Source organism: Paenibacillus woosongensis, assembly GCF_009725165.1.
Taxonomy (GTDB): Bacteria; Bacillota; Bacilli; order Paenibacillales; family Paenibacillaceae; genus Fontibacillus; species Fontibacillus woosongensis.
The window spans coordinates 12,537-28,578 of record NZ_WNZW01000015.1 but is presented as its reverse complement, the minus strand read 5'-3'; the positions used below and the strand labels follow the sequence as shown (position 1 = coordinate 28,578).

Sequence of the window (16,042 nt, the reverse complement as noted above, 5' to 3'; positions counted from 1 at the left end):
GTGCGACATGTTGAATGTTTCGGCATCATTATTATCAGTCCATGTGGGCGACGGCACTGATTTCAATCAGTTGCTCAGGGAAAGCCAACGTTGTCACGCCAATGAGACTGCCGGCAGGCCGATGCTGCCCCATATATTCTTTAAACAGCTGGATGCAAGGCTCAAAATGTTCTTCCACATTGGTCAGATAGATCTCAACATAAGCGAGGTTAGACTTTGTAGCACCAAATCCTGCCAGTACACGATCAAGATTCTCTAGCGTCTGCCTAGTCTGCGCCTCGATATCTCCTGCGCCGATCAATGTGCTCTGCATTATCGTGGGAGAATTGTCACGAAATGTAAATCGTGCCGTTGACGGAATAACCTTGGGAAATGCCGCTGCCTTCTTCCCATGCAACACCGTGATTATAAGTTCTAGCCATCATTATTTTGTACACTCCTTTAGCTTAAAGTACGATTAGTATAAAATGGAGACAACTAAAAAAGTAGTACGCACTTTATGGATAGATACTACCAGAAAGGATAGTGTAAACATGGGTATGGCTCAATACAAAGGTAAAGTTAAAGATATTCAAGATACTCCGTTCGGATATACATTATCAGTTATTGGCGGAAAATGGAAGATGGTGATTATTTACCTTTTGGCAGAAAACGAACCGGTTCGTTTTAATGATCTGAAGAGACAGATTGGGGCTATTACTTATAAAATACTGAGTTCACAACTCAAAGAATTAGAGAGAGATGGCATGGTTGAGCGGAAAGAATATCCGCAAATTCCTCCAAAAGTCGAGTACCGTCTCACAGAGAAAGCGAAAACACTGCTGCCTATTTTGGAAGGCCTATGTGAGTGGGGGGCAAAAAACCAACACCCTTGAGTCTGCTTCCTCTTTTGGTATAACAGCTCGCCTTATTCCCGAATTTGTATCCCTAATTTTCCCCTGGTATGCTTGGTTTCAATTTGAGTATGCGCCATGCGCAGAGCTGCCTCACTCAGAGGGAATATGTCGCTGATGTGGACCTTTAGCCTTTGATCCTGCATCCACTCATGGATCTGTTCCAGTTCTTCACGCTTCGGATCGACAATGACAAATTTACCATTCACATCATATGCTCGTGTGATGTCGGCAATGTCTGGAGTTACAATTGAAACCACCCTACCGCCTTTCTTCAGTACTTTGCAATTTCTCTCTTGCTCCAGACCAACAATGAAATCAAGCACCATATCCACGTCCCTGACGACCGCAGAGAAGTCAACGGCCGTATAATCGATGACTTCATCCGCTCCTAGTTGGCGAATAAATTCATGATTTCTTGAGCTTGCTGTTGCAATAACATGGGCACCCGTTAACTTGGCCATTTGAATTGCTATATGCCCAACACCGCCTGCCCCGCCATGGATGAGCACACGTTCGCCTTCCTTCAACTCCCCATAACGGAACAATGAATGCCAAGCGGTTAAGGCAACGGCAGGCAACGCTCCCGCTTCATTAAATGATAGGTTAGAAGACAGTTTTGCGATTTGGGTTCCTTCGGCAACCGCATATTCAGCATAGGTTCCTGAACTCCCCAAGCCGAATACTCGGTCTCCTCGCTTCACATGTTTTACCGCCGCTCCCACTTCCTTAACCACACCTGCAAGATCCAGTCCTAGAATATGAGGAAATTGATGTACCGGAAAAACCTCCTGCACCAGACCTGCCCGGATGTTGCTATCGACAGGATTAACGGAAGTCGCAACTACCTCCACAAGAACTTGGTTGTCGTTAAAGGCGGGTTCGGTCACTTCCTGTTCTTCTAGCACATCTGGATCCCCGTATCCATGAATCGTTATCGCTCTCATACTTCTTACCTCCCAATTTATGAACATACGTTGATTAATTAACACTCGTCTAATACAATAAAATTGTAAGTCTTGATCTGGAAGAGTTCAATCGTTAATCATGCTTGGATTGTTCACTAATCAACATGATTTTCATAAATGTTCATTTTATATAGGAGGTAGTAACGATGACCGTGGATCGCCGAATCTTAAAATCGCGGGAAGCCATAAAAAAGGCCTTTTTCGAGCTCATGGCTGAAAAAGACTTCAAAGATATTACCGTTCATCTCATATCGGAAAGGGCCAACCTGAACCGGGGCACGTTCTATTTGCATTACTTAGATAAGTTTCAACTGCTAGACAAATGCATTGAGGAACAATTTGCCGAACTACTGCGGATCTGTGCATTACAGGGGCACGACCCAACACATTTCCCTACATTCGATTCCATTCTTGCGACCACGGAATATTTGGAAGATCATTACCAGTTCTATACCTCGATGTTGAATAATGAGGGGATGCCTTCCTTTCGGGATCGCATGCACCAATTCATGGTGAAGGGTATACAAGAACAGGTGAATATGAGCGGCATCAATAAAGGGATGAACAAGGATATTCTCGTTCAATTCATGGCTTCAGCGATCGTAGGCATCGTGGAGTGGTGGATCCTTAATAAAATGCCTGTCCCTGCCAACCAATTGGCTCGGGAATTATGGGCCCTGCTGGAAAGAAATCAAATCCATAAATAGTGACTCTTCTTCTTCAAATCTCATTCGTCTCTATCTGTAAATGTGCGCCATGCTCCAGAATCGGTTTAACGGCCGGACAGGTATATGATCCATCATCACAACCACTCCATAGTTCATTTTTTGAAACTAATGCACTTAAATGTAACTACTTTCCAAATATACCCGATCGATTACGATGTAAATCGAGAAACGAAACCCTAAAAGTGATCGTTTACGGTAAGACTGCCTCGCATGGGCAGTCTTTCTTCAAGTAGCGTTACGAACGGGTAAAAGCAATCAATAATGTGTCCTCACTGGAGTAATCAAGAACTCTGTAAAACAACACAGCGTATCTCTTTAAGGCGAAGTCAGCAAGGAACAGTATATTCTCACCGGCTACAGACAGTACCAAATGCATCACGTTATCCTTGTTCGCTTCCGGCGTTCCGGGAACTTGCCGTAAGTCATAATCGAACGGATTTCCCCTCCTAATGCTTGCGCATAGAATGCAGCCTGTGTTCTCGCGTCCTCCGATTGAATGTAAGTGTTATGCGACGAATCTAAGAAGGAAAAATCGACTTACCTGCATTTTTTAAGTAGATGGCAATTCTGTAATTCCGAGTCACAGTGTTAGAGACGCCTCAACAATCTTTTGCCGCTGAATTCCAGGGAAACTTTAACTATAATCAACCTCCTGGCTCATCTCTTGACTTAAGTCAATGCACGAAACCAGCCCCCTAGTTACAATGTAGTCATTACTTGAACTTAGGGGGTGTTTTCATGGATATTCCAAGGATTCTCTTCTTAATTCTGCTTAGTGACTCCGGCGTAATGCCGAGATAACTAGCCAGTTGATGTTGGGGTACCCGGTCGATCAGCGAAGGGCGTTTCATTAGAAGTGTCTTGAAGCGTTCTTCAGGCGAAGAAGCGATAAAAGCAGCGAATTCCTCTTGAACCTCACTGAAGTTCTCCTCTATCATCCTTCGAGTCATTAATTCTAACTGAGGATGCTTGTCATACATGTCCTGTTCCTTATCCAGATCGCCAACGACCATGACCGAATCTTCTACACACACGAAAGTGTAATCGGAAGACTTGTCAGGTTTGTGATAATTGAAAATCGCGATGGCTTGCTCCTCGGTGTAAAAATTGGACGTAACCTCTCTACCCTCTTCATCGAGCGAATACTGCCTTACGCAGCCTTTCAAGATGAAATAGCATGCTGTAGGAATATCTCCTTGATGGAAGATAACGGTTCCTTTTGAAAATTCCTCCGTACAAATTTCGTTCATTATGGCTTGCTGATCTTCCTCGTTAAGGGAAGTCCACCTCGATATGTATTTATATAAAATATCTTTCATTGCCAGTGCCCTTCAGCTCCTTCTCTTCCGTTTCTTCTCTTATTCATATTCTAACGGTTGGGGCTTATTGTAAAGGGCCGATGCAAAGGAGCATTTAAAATTACCGGTAGGAGGGAACACCCATGAAAGCAATGGTTCAAAACTCGTATGGTCCACCGGAAGTTATTAATCTGCAAGAAGTCGCAGAACCGTCGCCTGGAGACAAAGAAATTCGCATACGTATCCAGGCAGTGTCAGTAGGGCCGTCGGATTGCGCTTTTCGCAAGGGCGATCCGTCGATGATTAAATTGATTTATGGATGGTCCAGGCCGAAATATGCCATTGGAGGATGCGAGCTAGCGGGAGTGATCGATGCCGTCGGCAAGGAAATACAGCATTTTAAGCCAGGGGACCGCGTCTTGGGGATGAGCGTTAAAACCTTCGGTGCTTACGCCGAATACAAGTGTCTTTCCGAAGAAAGCCCTCTTGCGGTTATACCGGACACCCTCACCTTCGAAGAAGCTGTCGCCGTCTGTGACGGAGGAGCCACAGCATTGACGTTTCTAAGGGATAAGGCGAAATTGCGGGGAGGACAGAAAGTACTAATTAATGGCGCCTCAGGGGCCGTAGGCATCTATGCGGTGCAATTGGCCAAATACTATGGCGCTGAAGTAACCGGTGTTTGCTCTGGCGGCAACGAAAGTCTGGTAAGAAAAGCAGGGGCAGATTTTGTTATTGATTATACCCAGGAAGATTTCACGAAGGCGGACAAAGTCTATGATGTCGTTTTTGATGCTGTAGGCAAATGTTCCTTCTCGGCATGCAAGCGCGCGCTTACGGCCAAGGGAATTTATCTGACGACCGCACCCAGTTTGTCTATCCTCCTGCAAATGATGTGGACATCTCTGTTTAAAGGCAAAAAGGCTGTTTTTGCAACAGCCGGGCTTATGCAAAATAAAACGAATTTGACGTTTCTCATGGAACTCGCCAACCATGGAACACTGAATGCCGTGATTGATCGTCGATATCCTTTGGAGCGTCTGGCGGATGCCCACGAATATGTAGAGACCGAACGTAAAAAAGGGAACGTCATCATTCATTTCTAAAGTCAAACGTCCCTTATCGTTCAGAAGCTTGCGTTAAATTATCTATTCCCGGCAAATAATCAACTTGTTACCGATCGGAAGTTTGACATGGACATCGCTACCACCTTACCAAATTCCTCTACGCCCCCTAATTTATTCTTGCATCTAACTTACTTCGTCGTCGTATTGAAATTTAACCGAATGACCAGATGCGAAATCGTAGCAATTCAGAAGAAATCCACTTGTGGATCGAATGCTATACTGAGTTTATAAAAATTCAAATATGACGAAGAAAGGATGTACGAACAATGGCTAAACACACAACCTACATTTTATCCGAGGATGCAAGATCACAAGCTGAGTTTTACACGAATGCGCTAGGAGGAGAGGTTCTCTCCATCATGACATACGGACAGCTGCCCGATTCAAATGACGCCATCAAGGACAAGGTCGTTCACCTGAGCCTTGTGGCGGGCGGAGTTAATCTCTACATGTCTGACTCCTTCGAACCGATTCATTGCAGGAACAATATCAACTTGTCACTGGAATTCGCAACGGAGGACGAAGCTCGCGAAGCCTTCGCGAAGCTTGCGGAAGGCGGCAAGGTGAAGTACCCCTTAGAACCTGCTTTCTGGGGCGCCCTGCACGGACAGCTTGAGGACAAATTCGGCGTGCTGTGGATGATTTCCAACGAGGTTAAACCGAGCTAGACAGATCGCGCGTCCACTCCCCTATTACACTGGTTGGCCATTAGGCTGACCTTTTTATATTTTCCAGACCATAGACTCTACTTCCGCTACCAGGATTGATTCTTTAGATTGAGAAAGTTCTGCATAAGCAACGGCAAAGATACAAGAATCGGGGGATCATCTTGCCGGGCAGGATGAAGCATGACTTCCTGGTAATGTACAGGTGTATGAGGTTGAACGACAATCGGCGCGTGCGATCGGGTACGCAAGGTAGCATGCGGCAGCAGGAAATCCTTCGTCTGCATCTCCCAAGAGACAGACGTTGCCATCAAATAATAAGTGCCAGGCCTGACATCCACAAAACGGAAGCGCCCCAATGAAGGAAGCAGCGTCCGTATAATGGGAGCCCTTCGGGGATCGCTGCCCGATCTAATCCGATATCGCGAATGGTCAAGCCGTCTGCAGCAGCAGGTCTTTGGCCTTCTGCAATCGGAGAGCCGAGACATAATACAAGGGCGGAAGCCCGATCTTCTCTTTGAAGATGCGCGTAAAATGATATGGGCTGTATAACGCAATGTCGGCCAGATGCGAAAGTTGAAGCGGTTCGTCAATATGCTTGAATATAGGCAATGACTTCGTCGATTTCTGAATAATGGTCTGTTCCCTCTTTCACCACGCCGTCACCCCGTTTTGAAAATTTCTCATGCTTTACTATATTTCAACCCAGACCCGACTTTATCGACAATGGTTGTACCCTGATCTTGACTTCCGCTCTTGTGACGTCTGCCTTACAGATCGTTTTTACCGCTTATCTAATAGATTCTAATTGAAAAGGATTAAAGCAACGATTAGCAGAAGCAAAAGGATTACCGCGGACCCCAGAATTTTGATCCAGACTGGTGTTGTATAACGCTCGGTACTGTTTTTAATTTCCTGCTGCTTACGCCATCCATACTTAGTCATACCTTTTGGTTTGTATACCGACAAGATTGTTGCCACAAGCACGACTAACAGCCCTCCACTTGGGTGTACGATGTGAATGGAATCCTTCAAAATACTTAGGTCGGTGCTCGACAATGTACTTTTTGATGCTATGGAAGCTGCATGGTTGAGCTCTACTAAGTATGCGACCAACATAAACAGGGCTATTACAGTAAACAAAAGCTTAAAAGAGATCCAATAATGACGGAACAATCCCCACCTGGTGCCAAGGGATAACGCAACTCCGGTGAGCAGCGAGGCAAAAGCCACAGGGACCACAATAAAATTAACAACCATGGACATCATTTGAATAGCAGATCGTATCGTATCGGCATCTTGATTGTTTAGGAGATAGGCGGCTAGGGGGATATAAGCGGCTGCAGAGCCGAGCCATCCCATGGTAGTAATTACATGTATAGCGAGTACAAGCTTACGGAGAGAGGGTGAAAGAGTCATGTGACCCTCCCCCTTGCCCCATTTAAAACAGATGCTGCACCTATTGTCATGAGATGCTGTGGAGGCAAACCCATTAGTATTCTTCCGTATAGTTCTAGTCCAGTCGATGCGGTAGTCAGCGCATGATTGGAACCACCTCGAATGTCCCGGAATATTTGGGACAAGCGATTGGAGTCGGCAATCACACTCCCTCCGCTCTCTGCCATTAGCAGATCTACGGCTTCCCAGCACAACATGGCTGCATAGGTCATATCTGTCTGCAGCTGTGCCATTTCCCTTAAACTAAACGGTTCTGTGTTTTGCACGTGACGCTCCAAATGGTTAATCGTTCGACTGATATGAAGATGAGCGGATTCGACCTTCATCGCCGCAAGTCCTACTTTATATTGAATATGACCCACTGCCGCTTGAGAAGTATGAACCGTCATCGAAATTCCCTTATGAGGTGCTCGTTCAACAAAATACTCGACAGCCCCCCTGGCGAGTCCGAGAATTGCGCTTATTCCTGTTGTGATACTGATAATAAGCTGACCGTAAGGCCTGTATCTGTCACGCCCCTGCAACTGGGCAGGCAGCGAACCTTCCTGATGGGTAACGACATATTTGTCGGGGATGAACACATTTTTGATTTTCAGACTATTGCTTGCGGATCCTTTTAAACTCATCGTATACCAATCATCAACAATCGTCACTTCACTCATCGGCACAACGGCCAGCATCATCTCAACAGCTTTGCTTTCTTGCATGGACTTTACGTCCTTCAAGTTCAACAAGGCATGTGTGGCATGCTTTGAACCTGAACCGAACCTCCACAATCCTTCCTCTACCAAATATCCTCCGTCTACTTTCTTCAAGACCGTTTTTTGTGCCAGCAACACAGAACAAAAGCGGATCTCCTCTACCGGGTTATAGATCGAATCTAATACGACCGGAGGTAAGGATAGTGCTGCATTATAGTTATTTCCGTTGATGATTTGAACGACCCAGCCAACAGAACCATTCCCCTTGGCCACCTCGGATACAATCTCGACCATGGCGCGAATACCAACCTCATGACCCCCGTACTCTTTCGGTGTGCCCAGCTTAAACAGCCCCGCATCTGAAATTTTTTGAATCACTTCTTCAGGAATATGCCGTTCTTCATCAATCATCGTACCGAACTTCTGCAGATAGGGAACTAACTCGGCTGCCCGGTCTAGCAATTGCTGTTCAAGTTCAGTGAGCTGACATTCTGTACTTAAATTGGCCATTAATATCCACTCCTTAATTATACACATGTATATTTAAAGTGTATTTGTAGAATAAATAGTATAATGTATAATTAATTACCACAACCGATAAAATCAGGGATATGTCGAGAAACGATACAGGGAGAGGAATCTGTCATGGACCGTAAAACAACCGAAGACCTTCGAGTTAAAAGAACGCGTAAGCTTTTATACACTGCTCTGTTAGAGTTAATGGACAAACACCCGTTTGAGAATATCACAGTGAAGCAGATCTGTGATCTGGCGATGGTACATCGAACTACGTTCTACACACATTTTCAGGATAAATTCGATTTGCTTTCACGTGCGATGAAACAAATTGCGGAGGAAGAATTTAAGGGCTTTGTTGATGCCTCCTTTTCTCCATCCGAAAATTTCCGGGAATTATTCTCTTTGGCCAAGAAACATAAGAAATTGTTTTCCATTCTTCTAGCGGAAGAGAGGGATTCCTTGAGGAGTCTGTTGCGAAAAGAAATGGGGAGGGGCATCAAAGAATACTTGGCCCAGCATAACTCGATGGATGAAATTTCCGTCGACATGCAAATCAAAATAGAGGCCTACATCGGAGCCGTGCTTGGTGTGGTCACTTGGTGGATTGATAGCAACGTGCCTATCGATCACGAGGAACTATTTTCAAAAATGAATATTTTTTCAGAAGAGAGATTCGCAGAATAACCTCTTAGCTGAGGAGTGACTATTGTGATCCGCTCATTGCAGCTTGCACCGGTACCAGCCGGTGGAGCATCAGGACCAATTAAGAAAGATTTGCTTCTGAAAGGACGGGGCGCATAGTTTCGAATAGTAAAAAGGTCCTCATTAGCTACAAAACAAAGCTAACCGGACCTCATCTTTCCATCCCTTATCATTACAGTCTCTTTGAAACGTCTTTACCTCCCACCACATTAAACCTTAAACCGGTATCCCGCGCCCCATACCGTCTCGATAAACTGGTGCTGCGACGGGTCTTTCTGGATCTTGTCACGAATCTTTCCGACATGAACCGTGACCGTGGCGGAATCGCCGAAGTTCTCGATCCCCCAAACCTTATCCAGCAGCGCATCCTTGGAGTATACCCGATCCGGGTTTTCTGCGAGGAAGAGCAGCAGATCAAACTCTTTTGCCGTGAGCGAGACTTCCTTCCCATGCAGCGTCACCCGCCTGGCATCGACCTGAATCACAAGTCCGTGGATGTTCAGCTCGCGCGGCTTCCGGACCGGCGGAGCACCGGCGCCAGCCGCAACCCCTGTCAAACGGTCATACCGTTCGAGATGTGCCCGCACCCGCGCAACAAGCTCGGAGGGGCTGAACGGCTTGGTCACGTAATCATCCGCGCCTAACCCCAATCCCCTGATTTTGTCGATATCCTCCTTGCGGGCGGAGACCATCAGTACCGGAATAAACTTCGTTTCCCGGATCCGCCGCAACAGATCAAAGCCGTCCATACCAGGCAGCATGACGTCCAGAATAATCAGGTCGTATTCTTGCTCCAGCGCTTCCTTGAGCGCCTCGTTGCCGTCTGCCCGAAGGGTAACCTCATAACCATGAACTTCGAGGTAGTCCCGCTCCAACTCCGCGATCGCTAGGTCATCCTCGACGATTAACACCTTCCGCTTCGACATCTCACACACTCCAGTCACGTTCTATTCTGAACCATCGGGATGGTAAACATCACAGTCATGAACCGCCCCGGCTCGCTTTTTGCATAAATCATTCCACCATGGCGCCGGACAATCTGCTTCGCGATCGCCAGGCCCAACCCCGTGCCAGCCGCGTTCTGATTCCGGTTTACATCCCCGCGGTAGAAACGGTCAAAGATTTGCTCCAGCTCGCTCGGATCCATCCCGGGTCCGTTGTCAGTCACCGCAATAACCCATTCCCCCGCTTGCTGGCCGAAATGAACGTGGATCGTTGGATTCTGTTTATCCATAAATTTCACCGAATTACCGACAATGTTGAGGATGACGCGCTTGATCTTCTGGGCATCCATCGTCGCGACAGCGTCCGCCCCTGCTTCGTAATCGCCCGTCAGACGAACGCCGGCGCTCTCGTACTCCATACACAGCTCATTTATCGTTTGCCGATAGAACTCCTGGAGCGGCACCGCTTCGAAGTCGAACCTCTCCTGTTCCTGATCCAGCTTGGAGTACAGGAACAGGTCGTCAATCATTCGGTCCATGTCGAGCGTCTTCGAATGAATGACGTCGATATACTTTCTAAGCTTCTCCGGATCATTCGCTACACCTTCCCGAATTCCCTCAACATATCCTTTAATCGAGGTCAGCGGCGTCTTCAAATCATGCGAAATATTCGAAATCAGCTGTTTGCGGCTCTCTTCCATCGCCAACTGGGCGCCGATCGCCCGCTGCAGCTCACTGCGCATCTTCTCGTACGAGCGAATGACGCTGCCCACCTCATTGCGAACCTCCGAGTGCAGACTGAAGTTCAGATCCCCTTCCGCGATACGGCGGGAGCCCTGCTCGAGCTGCCGCAGCGGCCGTACGATATCCTTCGTCGTGATCCAGATCAACGGAACCAGGATGATACCGAATATAACCGCAATGACTAGAAATACGAAGATGTGGAATTGGTTGTCCTTGGTCCCCGTCTCCGTCACATTGGCGATGAGATAATACGATAAGGGATCGTCCATTCCAGGAAAATCGTAGCGCACGGAGAGCAATTTGCGGCCCTCCCACTCAGTCATCACGAACGCCTCGTCCGCATGCTTCCCAGAAGTTGAAATGTTCTTCTGCATCTGCGCCAGGAACGCTTCCCCTTCTCTCAATTTACCATAGCTTGCCCATTGGTCTCCCTGCTGAACAACAACGAAGCCCCCGAACGGCTCCAGCCGATCTCCAATTTGTTCAGCGAACGAGGGGGACGCCAGCTCTTCTGGCATATACCGCTCCGCATAACGCAGGTCTACGAACAGATCAATGCCTCGATGGATCGCGTCCTCTGCAGTCTGTTCCTTTACAATACTGTTCGCGAAATAAGAAAGGAAGGCCGTGACGACACCAATCCCAGTCGCCGTAACGATTACTGCAGTCAGGATGATGCCGATAATATACGTTAAAATAAGCTTAAGCCGAATGGACATGAGTTAGACTTCTTTCTTTTGAAAGGCTAGCAAGCCCGTAATAATGCCCATAATATAGTAAGCTGTCATAAATAGCAACGCCGTTACAGACGGTCCGAAATCGCCTCTATACAGGAGCGGATGCAACCAATCCGCGAAGTCCGTTAGGAAGAACCGGTTCAACTGCGGCTGGAAAAAACCAACGACACCCATCGTCATCCACAACACAATGCCGACGACCATTCCGACCCCGCCGCTCCCCGTCCACAAGGACACACTGTTTGCCAGCACCACTAACAAGCCGCAGAAGAGGATCGCGCCGACGACCTCGGCCATAGTCACCCCAAGCGTGGACAGGGCAGACATGCCCCTAAGCACGATGTTTCCGAAAAACGTGGGGATGAACACACTTAGGACAATCAAGCCGCCCGCCGTCCATCCTGCAAGTGTTTTTCCCATAAAAAGGGTCCCCCTGCTGACTGGAAGCTTCAGCGCATTCTTGATGGTGCCATTCTTAAATTCGCCCGCCATGAGGTCGCTGCCAAGCGAAACCATGAACAAGGGCAGAACGACTGCAAGCAGCAGCTCCAGCGCGGTCACCGGCAGGTTCCCGCTCAGTCCGACGCGTTCGCCAATCAAGACGAAGATCACACCGATGAGGAAGGAGAGCGTCAGCAGCACCTTCAGCTTGCCTCCACGGAACAGCTTGCGCAGCTCTTCTCCAGTGAGATAAATAATGGATGCCATCATGCGGCTCCGCCCCTTTCCTTGGCTGTACAGTACAAATAGTAGTCCTCAACGCTGGCGAACGACTCTCGAATCTGGGCAATGCTTGAGCTACCGACCTGTTTTCCCTCATAAATAATACAAGCATGTGTAATCCAATCTTCGATTTCGTGTACCTGATGAGAAGAGATGACAACACTCATCCCCGTCTCCGTTACAAGGCCTCGAAGCATGGCCGTCATCTCCCGGCGTCCCTCGATGTCCATGCCCGAGAACGGCTCATCCAGCATCAGGAGCTTCGGCCGATGGAGCAGCGCGCTGGCAAGCTCGATCCGCTGCTTCATGCCGGTGGAATACTTCTTGATCTTGATCTTGTGGTGCCTGGTCATGCCTACGAGTTCCAGCGTCTCTTCGATCCGCGCTTCGTCGATACCTGGATACAGCTTGGAGTACAGATTCAGATAGTCGCTTCCTGTAAAATAGCCGTAAGGGGCCGGCTCGCCAATCATCAGGCCCATGTGCAGTTTCGTCAGATCAGGCCGCTCCGCGACGGAGATGCCGTTCCAGCGTGCTTCCCCGCGGTCGGCTGTGACCCAGCCGGCCATCGCCTGCAGCGCTGTCGTCTTCCCGGCGCCGTTCGGGCCCAGCAAGGCTGCAACCTCACCGGGATGTACGGTGAGGTTAAGCCCCTGGATGCCTCGGCCGCCGGGGTAGACCTTTGTAAGATCGCAGACTTCAAACATAAGTTAGATCCTCCCCGAAATGAGCTATTAGCTGCGGCCTTCGAACGCTTCGGCGTCAATGATCTCTATGGACTTGCCAGCAGGATGATACACATCAGGCGTTGTGGCGTTGATGCCGCTGATGCCGCCTTCGCCTTCCATCTTCACGCGATGGGTGACGCCCGCTTTGTCCTTGCCGCTCACCTCAAGCTTGCCTTGCACCCCTTGCAGCCTGTTGTCCGCATCGACCGTCAGTTGCAGACGCAAATGCTCAATTGCGACCTCCTCTGTCAGCTCCGGCAGCAGCTCCTCAAGATTTGCCGCTTCAAAACCCTGGAAGAAAGGAATCTGTTTTAGCCTCCCCCACTCTGACGGCACTTCCGAAGCTTTCGAGTGTTCCCTTTTGTCGTCGGCCGATGCCACGTCCATCAACAAACGGATCACAAGTGGAACCTCCTCTTTGCTAACGTCGACCGTAATCGTCTTTGAACGATCCGCATGATTCACTACACTGAAATTATCCTTGAGGTCGCCAACTATGAAATCGAGAAGCGCTTCCTCTGCTTTATTCATCGGACGATGATCGAAGTCCCCCTCTTCCTTCCATTCATGGTGCTTCCCGGCATGCTCATCGTCCAGGTTAATCACCTGATAGTCCAAACCGTGCGTCCGGTCTACGAGATAGGCCGTGTCATCGCCACTGCTATACATGCTGCCGCTGCGTTCAACGCCCTTGAGGGTGAAGTCAAAGTCGCTGCTTACGCTATGCTTATCTTCCGCTGCCTTGAACTTCGTCAAGCCGTCTGCCGCCAGCACCGTCTCGCCATTCAGCGTAACCGCGAAGTTCCCGTTCACCGTTGCACTCTCAATCGTTTGCTCCGACATCTGGTTCGCTTTCAGCACCTCTTTGAAGGCCTTGTAACCATCTATCTCCGGCGTGGAGGCAAATGCCGCCACCGAAAACATACTTACTGCAGCCAACGATGCACCGATCATCAATACTTTGCTTTTCTTTTTCATTTCCAACTCGCTCCTTTAAGGTTGTATGGCTTCTCTTTCGTGCCTACAACCTTAGTTTAGAGGAGGAGTCTAAAGTCCCTCGAAAGGAATAATAAAATATTTCTAAAATGTAAAATCCGGAACGTGACGAAGGCAGCCGTATAATATACTTGAAAAATCATACTAGATTATCCTTCAAACGTCTGATTCTATGGTTTTATATGAAAATTCATGCATAATTGCTTAAATTAAAAAAAGAATAACAATTCTGTGTGTTTTTTCGAACAAAAATCGTTTTGGTGCAAAATTTGTATCGATGTTGTTCTCGATGATTCCACCCCTATAATAGAAAATTCACCCTAAAAAGCTGACCCTACTTATGTTCCGGTTCACCGTGCTGCCTGCAACGGAAAGTTTTAGGGCCATCCTTTTTTACGGAGTGGCCCTTCTTGATCTCGCTTGATTCAGTTCAGCTACAGTAAGCAACAAAAACCGTATCGTTCGCCGATACGGTTCTTGTGCGTCATTCCGTAAATTCCGTAAGTTTACCTATAAGCATTTCCAGCTCATTGAAACTTTTAACGATTTCCTCAACCATTGCTCGTTGATCATCCATGCTGGCCATGATTTGCTGTACAGCCGCTGTAGATTGCTCGGTCACACTTGAAATGGAGGCAACTTCAGTGACGATGGAATTGGATGAAGCCCGGAATGATTTGGACTTCTCTTCTACCTCGGATGCCTGCGCCGAAACCTCACGCGCATCCATCGCAATACGATGGAATACTTGTTCCGATTCCGAGGAGGATATCATGCTTTCGCTTACTGCCGCATTCCCTATGGCGACCTTTTCGGTTAGCGCCTTCGTGCCTACATCGATTTCTTTAATAATATTCGAAATGCTCTCGGTTGACAGACGTGAGTGCTCGGCCAATTTTCTAACTTCCGTAGAAACGACCGCAAATCCTTGTCCATGTTCTCCGGCCCGGGCTGCTTCGATCGCTGCATTCAGCGCCAGCAAGTTGGTTTGATTGGCAATTTCTCCAATGGTATTGGACATCTCGTCAATCTTCATAATCTTCTCGTTTAATTCCTTCACTTCCACAATGATATCCTGGAATATATCGTTCACCTGAGAAATCTGATCGTTTAGCTTATGTACTTGTTCATTCCCCATTACCGTCGCTTCAACCGTTTGGTCAGAAAGCCGTTTCATGGCCTCTGAACTATCCGTCATCATTTGAACATCCCGATGGGATTCTTGAATCGTATCTGAAATATCAGTAATACTTACAGCTTGGGATTCAATGCCCTTCGCAACCTCCGAGAAACCGATTGTTATTTCCTTCGTTAATTGGCCCGAGTGATCGACATGATGCTTGAGATTCCGATAAAATTCATTCAATACTTGGATGGAATGCTTTAGCTCTTGCAGTAATGAATCTGCTATCGATTTGGCCTGCATGGCCTCACGGCTGCGCTGTTCAGCCCCGACAAATAGCCGCTCGTTCAATCTGGCTGCCACGATTGTCATGATTCCATAAAAAATCAACATAATATTCGAGGACATCATAGCGGATACATCCCCGCCCCCTAACCATACTTTGGCGTTGAGACCAACCAGATTCACTATGCTGAACAGCATGATCGGTTTATAGCTGGGATAAATAAGCAGGAAAGCAGAAAGAAGAAAATACACATCTAATACAGGTTTCTGAACGTCATATACGGCAAAAATAAGCAGGAGAACCATGAGCCCGCCGAACAGATATGGCGTTAACCTTATCCATTTTCGAAGTCGATTGAGAACGGTAAGGGAAGCAGCAAACAATGCGCCAACACCTAAAATCCAAATACTTTCATAGTTTCCTGTTGACACAAGGAAAATCGTAAAAATAACATTAATTCCCCATAATACATTTGTAAGCAGCTTATTTCTTTCCAAAAACACCGAATCAAGTCTGTCCATGAGCATCCCTCCAAGTTGACAACTATAGTTGTTGCTCGATATATTCGACACTATTTTACATAATCCTTTGTAAGTCGACAAAATACTTCAATATCGGCAGAACAATAAAAAGAGCTGACTAACGCAGCTCTTTTTCACCTATTGTCTCTTTATTCTATCGTCTTGTTTTAAATGATTGCAC

15 protein-coding genes and 2 pseudogenes are annotated in these 16,042 nt (G+C 47.4%); 5 read left to right on the top strand and 12 right to left on the bottom strand.

All coding sequences use genetic code 11. The features are described 5' to 3' along the window. Positions 1-34: 34 nt before the first annotated feature. Positions 35-425, bottom strand: a pseudogene (locus GNP95_RS22465) (RidA family protein). A gap of 108 nt (positions 426-533) precedes the next feature. Between GNP95_RS22465 and GNP95_RS22460 the strand changes: the two are divergent. After that, complete coding sequence (locus GNP95_RS22460) at positions 534-875, top strand: winged helix-turn-helix transcriptional regulator (protein ID WP_155613074.1); 342 nt, start codon at positions 534-536, stop codon at positions 873-875. Positions 876-907: 32 nt separating this feature from the next. On the opposite strand, the gene GNP95_RS22455 is transcribed toward GNP95_RS22460, so the two are convergent. Next, the gene (locus GNP95_RS22455; protein ID WP_196427288.1) at positions 908-1,840 is read right to left on the bottom strand and encodes an NADP-dependent oxidoreductase; all 933 of its coding nucleotides are present in this window, start codon (positions 1,838-1,840) and stop codon (positions 908-910) included. 167 nt (positions 1,841-2,007) lie between these two features. Between GNP95_RS22455 and GNP95_RS22450 the strand changes: the two genes are divergently transcribed. Next, the gene (locus tag GNP95_RS22450; RefSeq protein WP_155613072.1) at positions 2,008-2,568 is read left to right on the top strand and encodes a TetR/AcrR family transcriptional regulator; all 561 of its coding nucleotides are present in this window, start codon (positions 2,008-2,010) and stop codon (positions 2,566-2,568) included. 734 nt (positions 2,569-3,302) lie between these two features. Here the strand turns inward: GNP95_RS22450 and GNP95_RS22445 are convergent. Next, complete coding sequence (locus GNP95_RS22445; protein ID WP_155613071.1) at positions 3,303-3,908, bottom strand: Crp/Fnr family transcriptional regulator; 606 nt, start codon at positions 3,906-3,908, stop codon at positions 3,303-3,305. A 122-nt stretch (positions 3,909-4,030) separates the two neighbouring features. On the opposite strand from GNP95_RS22445, the gene GNP95_RS22440 reads away from it, so the two are divergent. Together GNP95_RS22440 and GNP95_RS22435 are read left to right on the top strand one after the other, a co-directional pair. Further along, a complete protein-coding gene (locus tag GNP95_RS22440) occupies positions 4,031-4,993 on the top strand; it encodes an NAD(P)-dependent alcohol dehydrogenase (protein WP_155613070.1) in 963 nt (320 codons plus the stop codon). 287 nt (positions 4,994-5,280) lie between these two features. Next, positions 5,281-5,682 carry a VOC family protein gene (locus tag GNP95_RS22435; protein WP_155613069.1) on the top strand — a complete coding sequence of 134 codons (402 nt, stop codon included), beginning with the start codon at positions 5,281-5,283 and terminating at the stop codon, positions 5,680-5,682. Positions 5,683-5,768: 86 nt separating this feature from the next. On the opposite strand, the pseudogene GNP95_RS22430 reads toward GNP95_RS22435, so the two are convergent. The 3 genes and pseudogenes from GNP95_RS22430 to GNP95_RS22420 form a co-directional block, all read right to left on the bottom strand. Further along, positions 5,769-6,337, bottom strand: a pseudogene (locus tag GNP95_RS22430) (helix-turn-helix domain-containing protein). A gap of 146 nt (positions 6,338-6,483) precedes the next feature. Next, positions 6,484-7,098: a hypothetical protein gene (locus GNP95_RS22425; protein ID WP_155613068.1), complete on the bottom strand. Its 615-nt coding sequence runs from the start codon at positions 7,096-7,098 to the stop codon at positions 6,484-6,486. Beyond that, a complete protein-coding gene (locus GNP95_RS22420; protein WP_155613067.1) occupies positions 7,095-8,348 on the bottom strand; it encodes an acyl-CoA dehydrogenase family protein in 1,254 nt (417 codons plus the stop codon). The genes GNP95_RS22425 and GNP95_RS22420 overlap by 4 nt, the downstream gene beginning before the upstream one ends. Positions 8,349-8,483: 135 nt before the next feature. On the opposite strand from GNP95_RS22420, the gene GNP95_RS22415 reads away from it, so the two are divergent. After that, a complete protein-coding gene (locus tag GNP95_RS22415; RefSeq protein WP_155613066.1) occupies positions 8,484-9,041 on the top strand; it encodes a TetR/AcrR family transcriptional regulator in 558 nt (185 codons plus the stop codon). Between the two features lie 227 nt (positions 9,042-9,268). Here GNP95_RS22415 and GNP95_RS22410 read toward each other — a convergent pair whose 3' ends face one another. From GNP95_RS22410 to GNP95_RS22385, 6 genes are all read right to left on the bottom strand, one after another. After that, complete coding sequence (locus tag GNP95_RS22410) at positions 9,269-9,985, bottom strand: response regulator transcription factor (RefSeq protein WP_155613065.1); 717 nt, start codon at positions 9,983-9,985, stop codon at positions 9,269-9,271. A gap of 14 nt (positions 9,986-9,999) precedes the next feature. Further along, complete coding sequence (locus GNP95_RS22405; RefSeq protein ID WP_155613064.1) at positions 10,000-11,466, bottom strand: sensor histidine kinase; 1,467 nt, start codon at positions 11,464-11,466, stop codon at positions 10,000-10,002. Between the two features lie 3 nt (positions 11,467-11,469). Then, complete coding sequence (locus tag GNP95_RS22400) at positions 11,470-12,195, bottom strand: ABC transporter permease (protein ID WP_155613063.1); 726 nt, start codon at positions 12,193-12,195, stop codon at positions 11,470-11,472. Beyond that, positions 12,192-12,914, bottom strand: a complete 723-nt coding sequence (locus tag GNP95_RS22395) for an ABC transporter ATP-binding protein (protein ID WP_155613062.1) — start codon at positions 12,912-12,914, stop codon at positions 12,192-12,194. Before GNP95_RS22395 ends, GNP95_RS22400 begins: the two co-directional genes overlap by 4 nt. A gap of 27 nt (positions 12,915-12,941) precedes the next feature. Further along, complete coding sequence (locus GNP95_RS22390) at positions 12,942-13,913, bottom strand: hypothetical protein (RefSeq protein WP_155613061.1); 972 nt, start codon at positions 13,911-13,913, stop codon at positions 12,942-12,944. A 502-nt stretch (positions 13,914-14,415) separates the two neighbouring features. Beyond that, positions 14,416-15,861 (bottom strand): methyl-accepting chemotaxis protein, encoded by a 1,446-nt coding sequence (locus tag GNP95_RS22385; RefSeq protein ID WP_196427287.1) that lies wholly within the window; start codon positions 15,859-15,861, stop codon positions 14,416-14,418. Positions 15,862-16,042 lie beyond the last annotated feature (181 nt).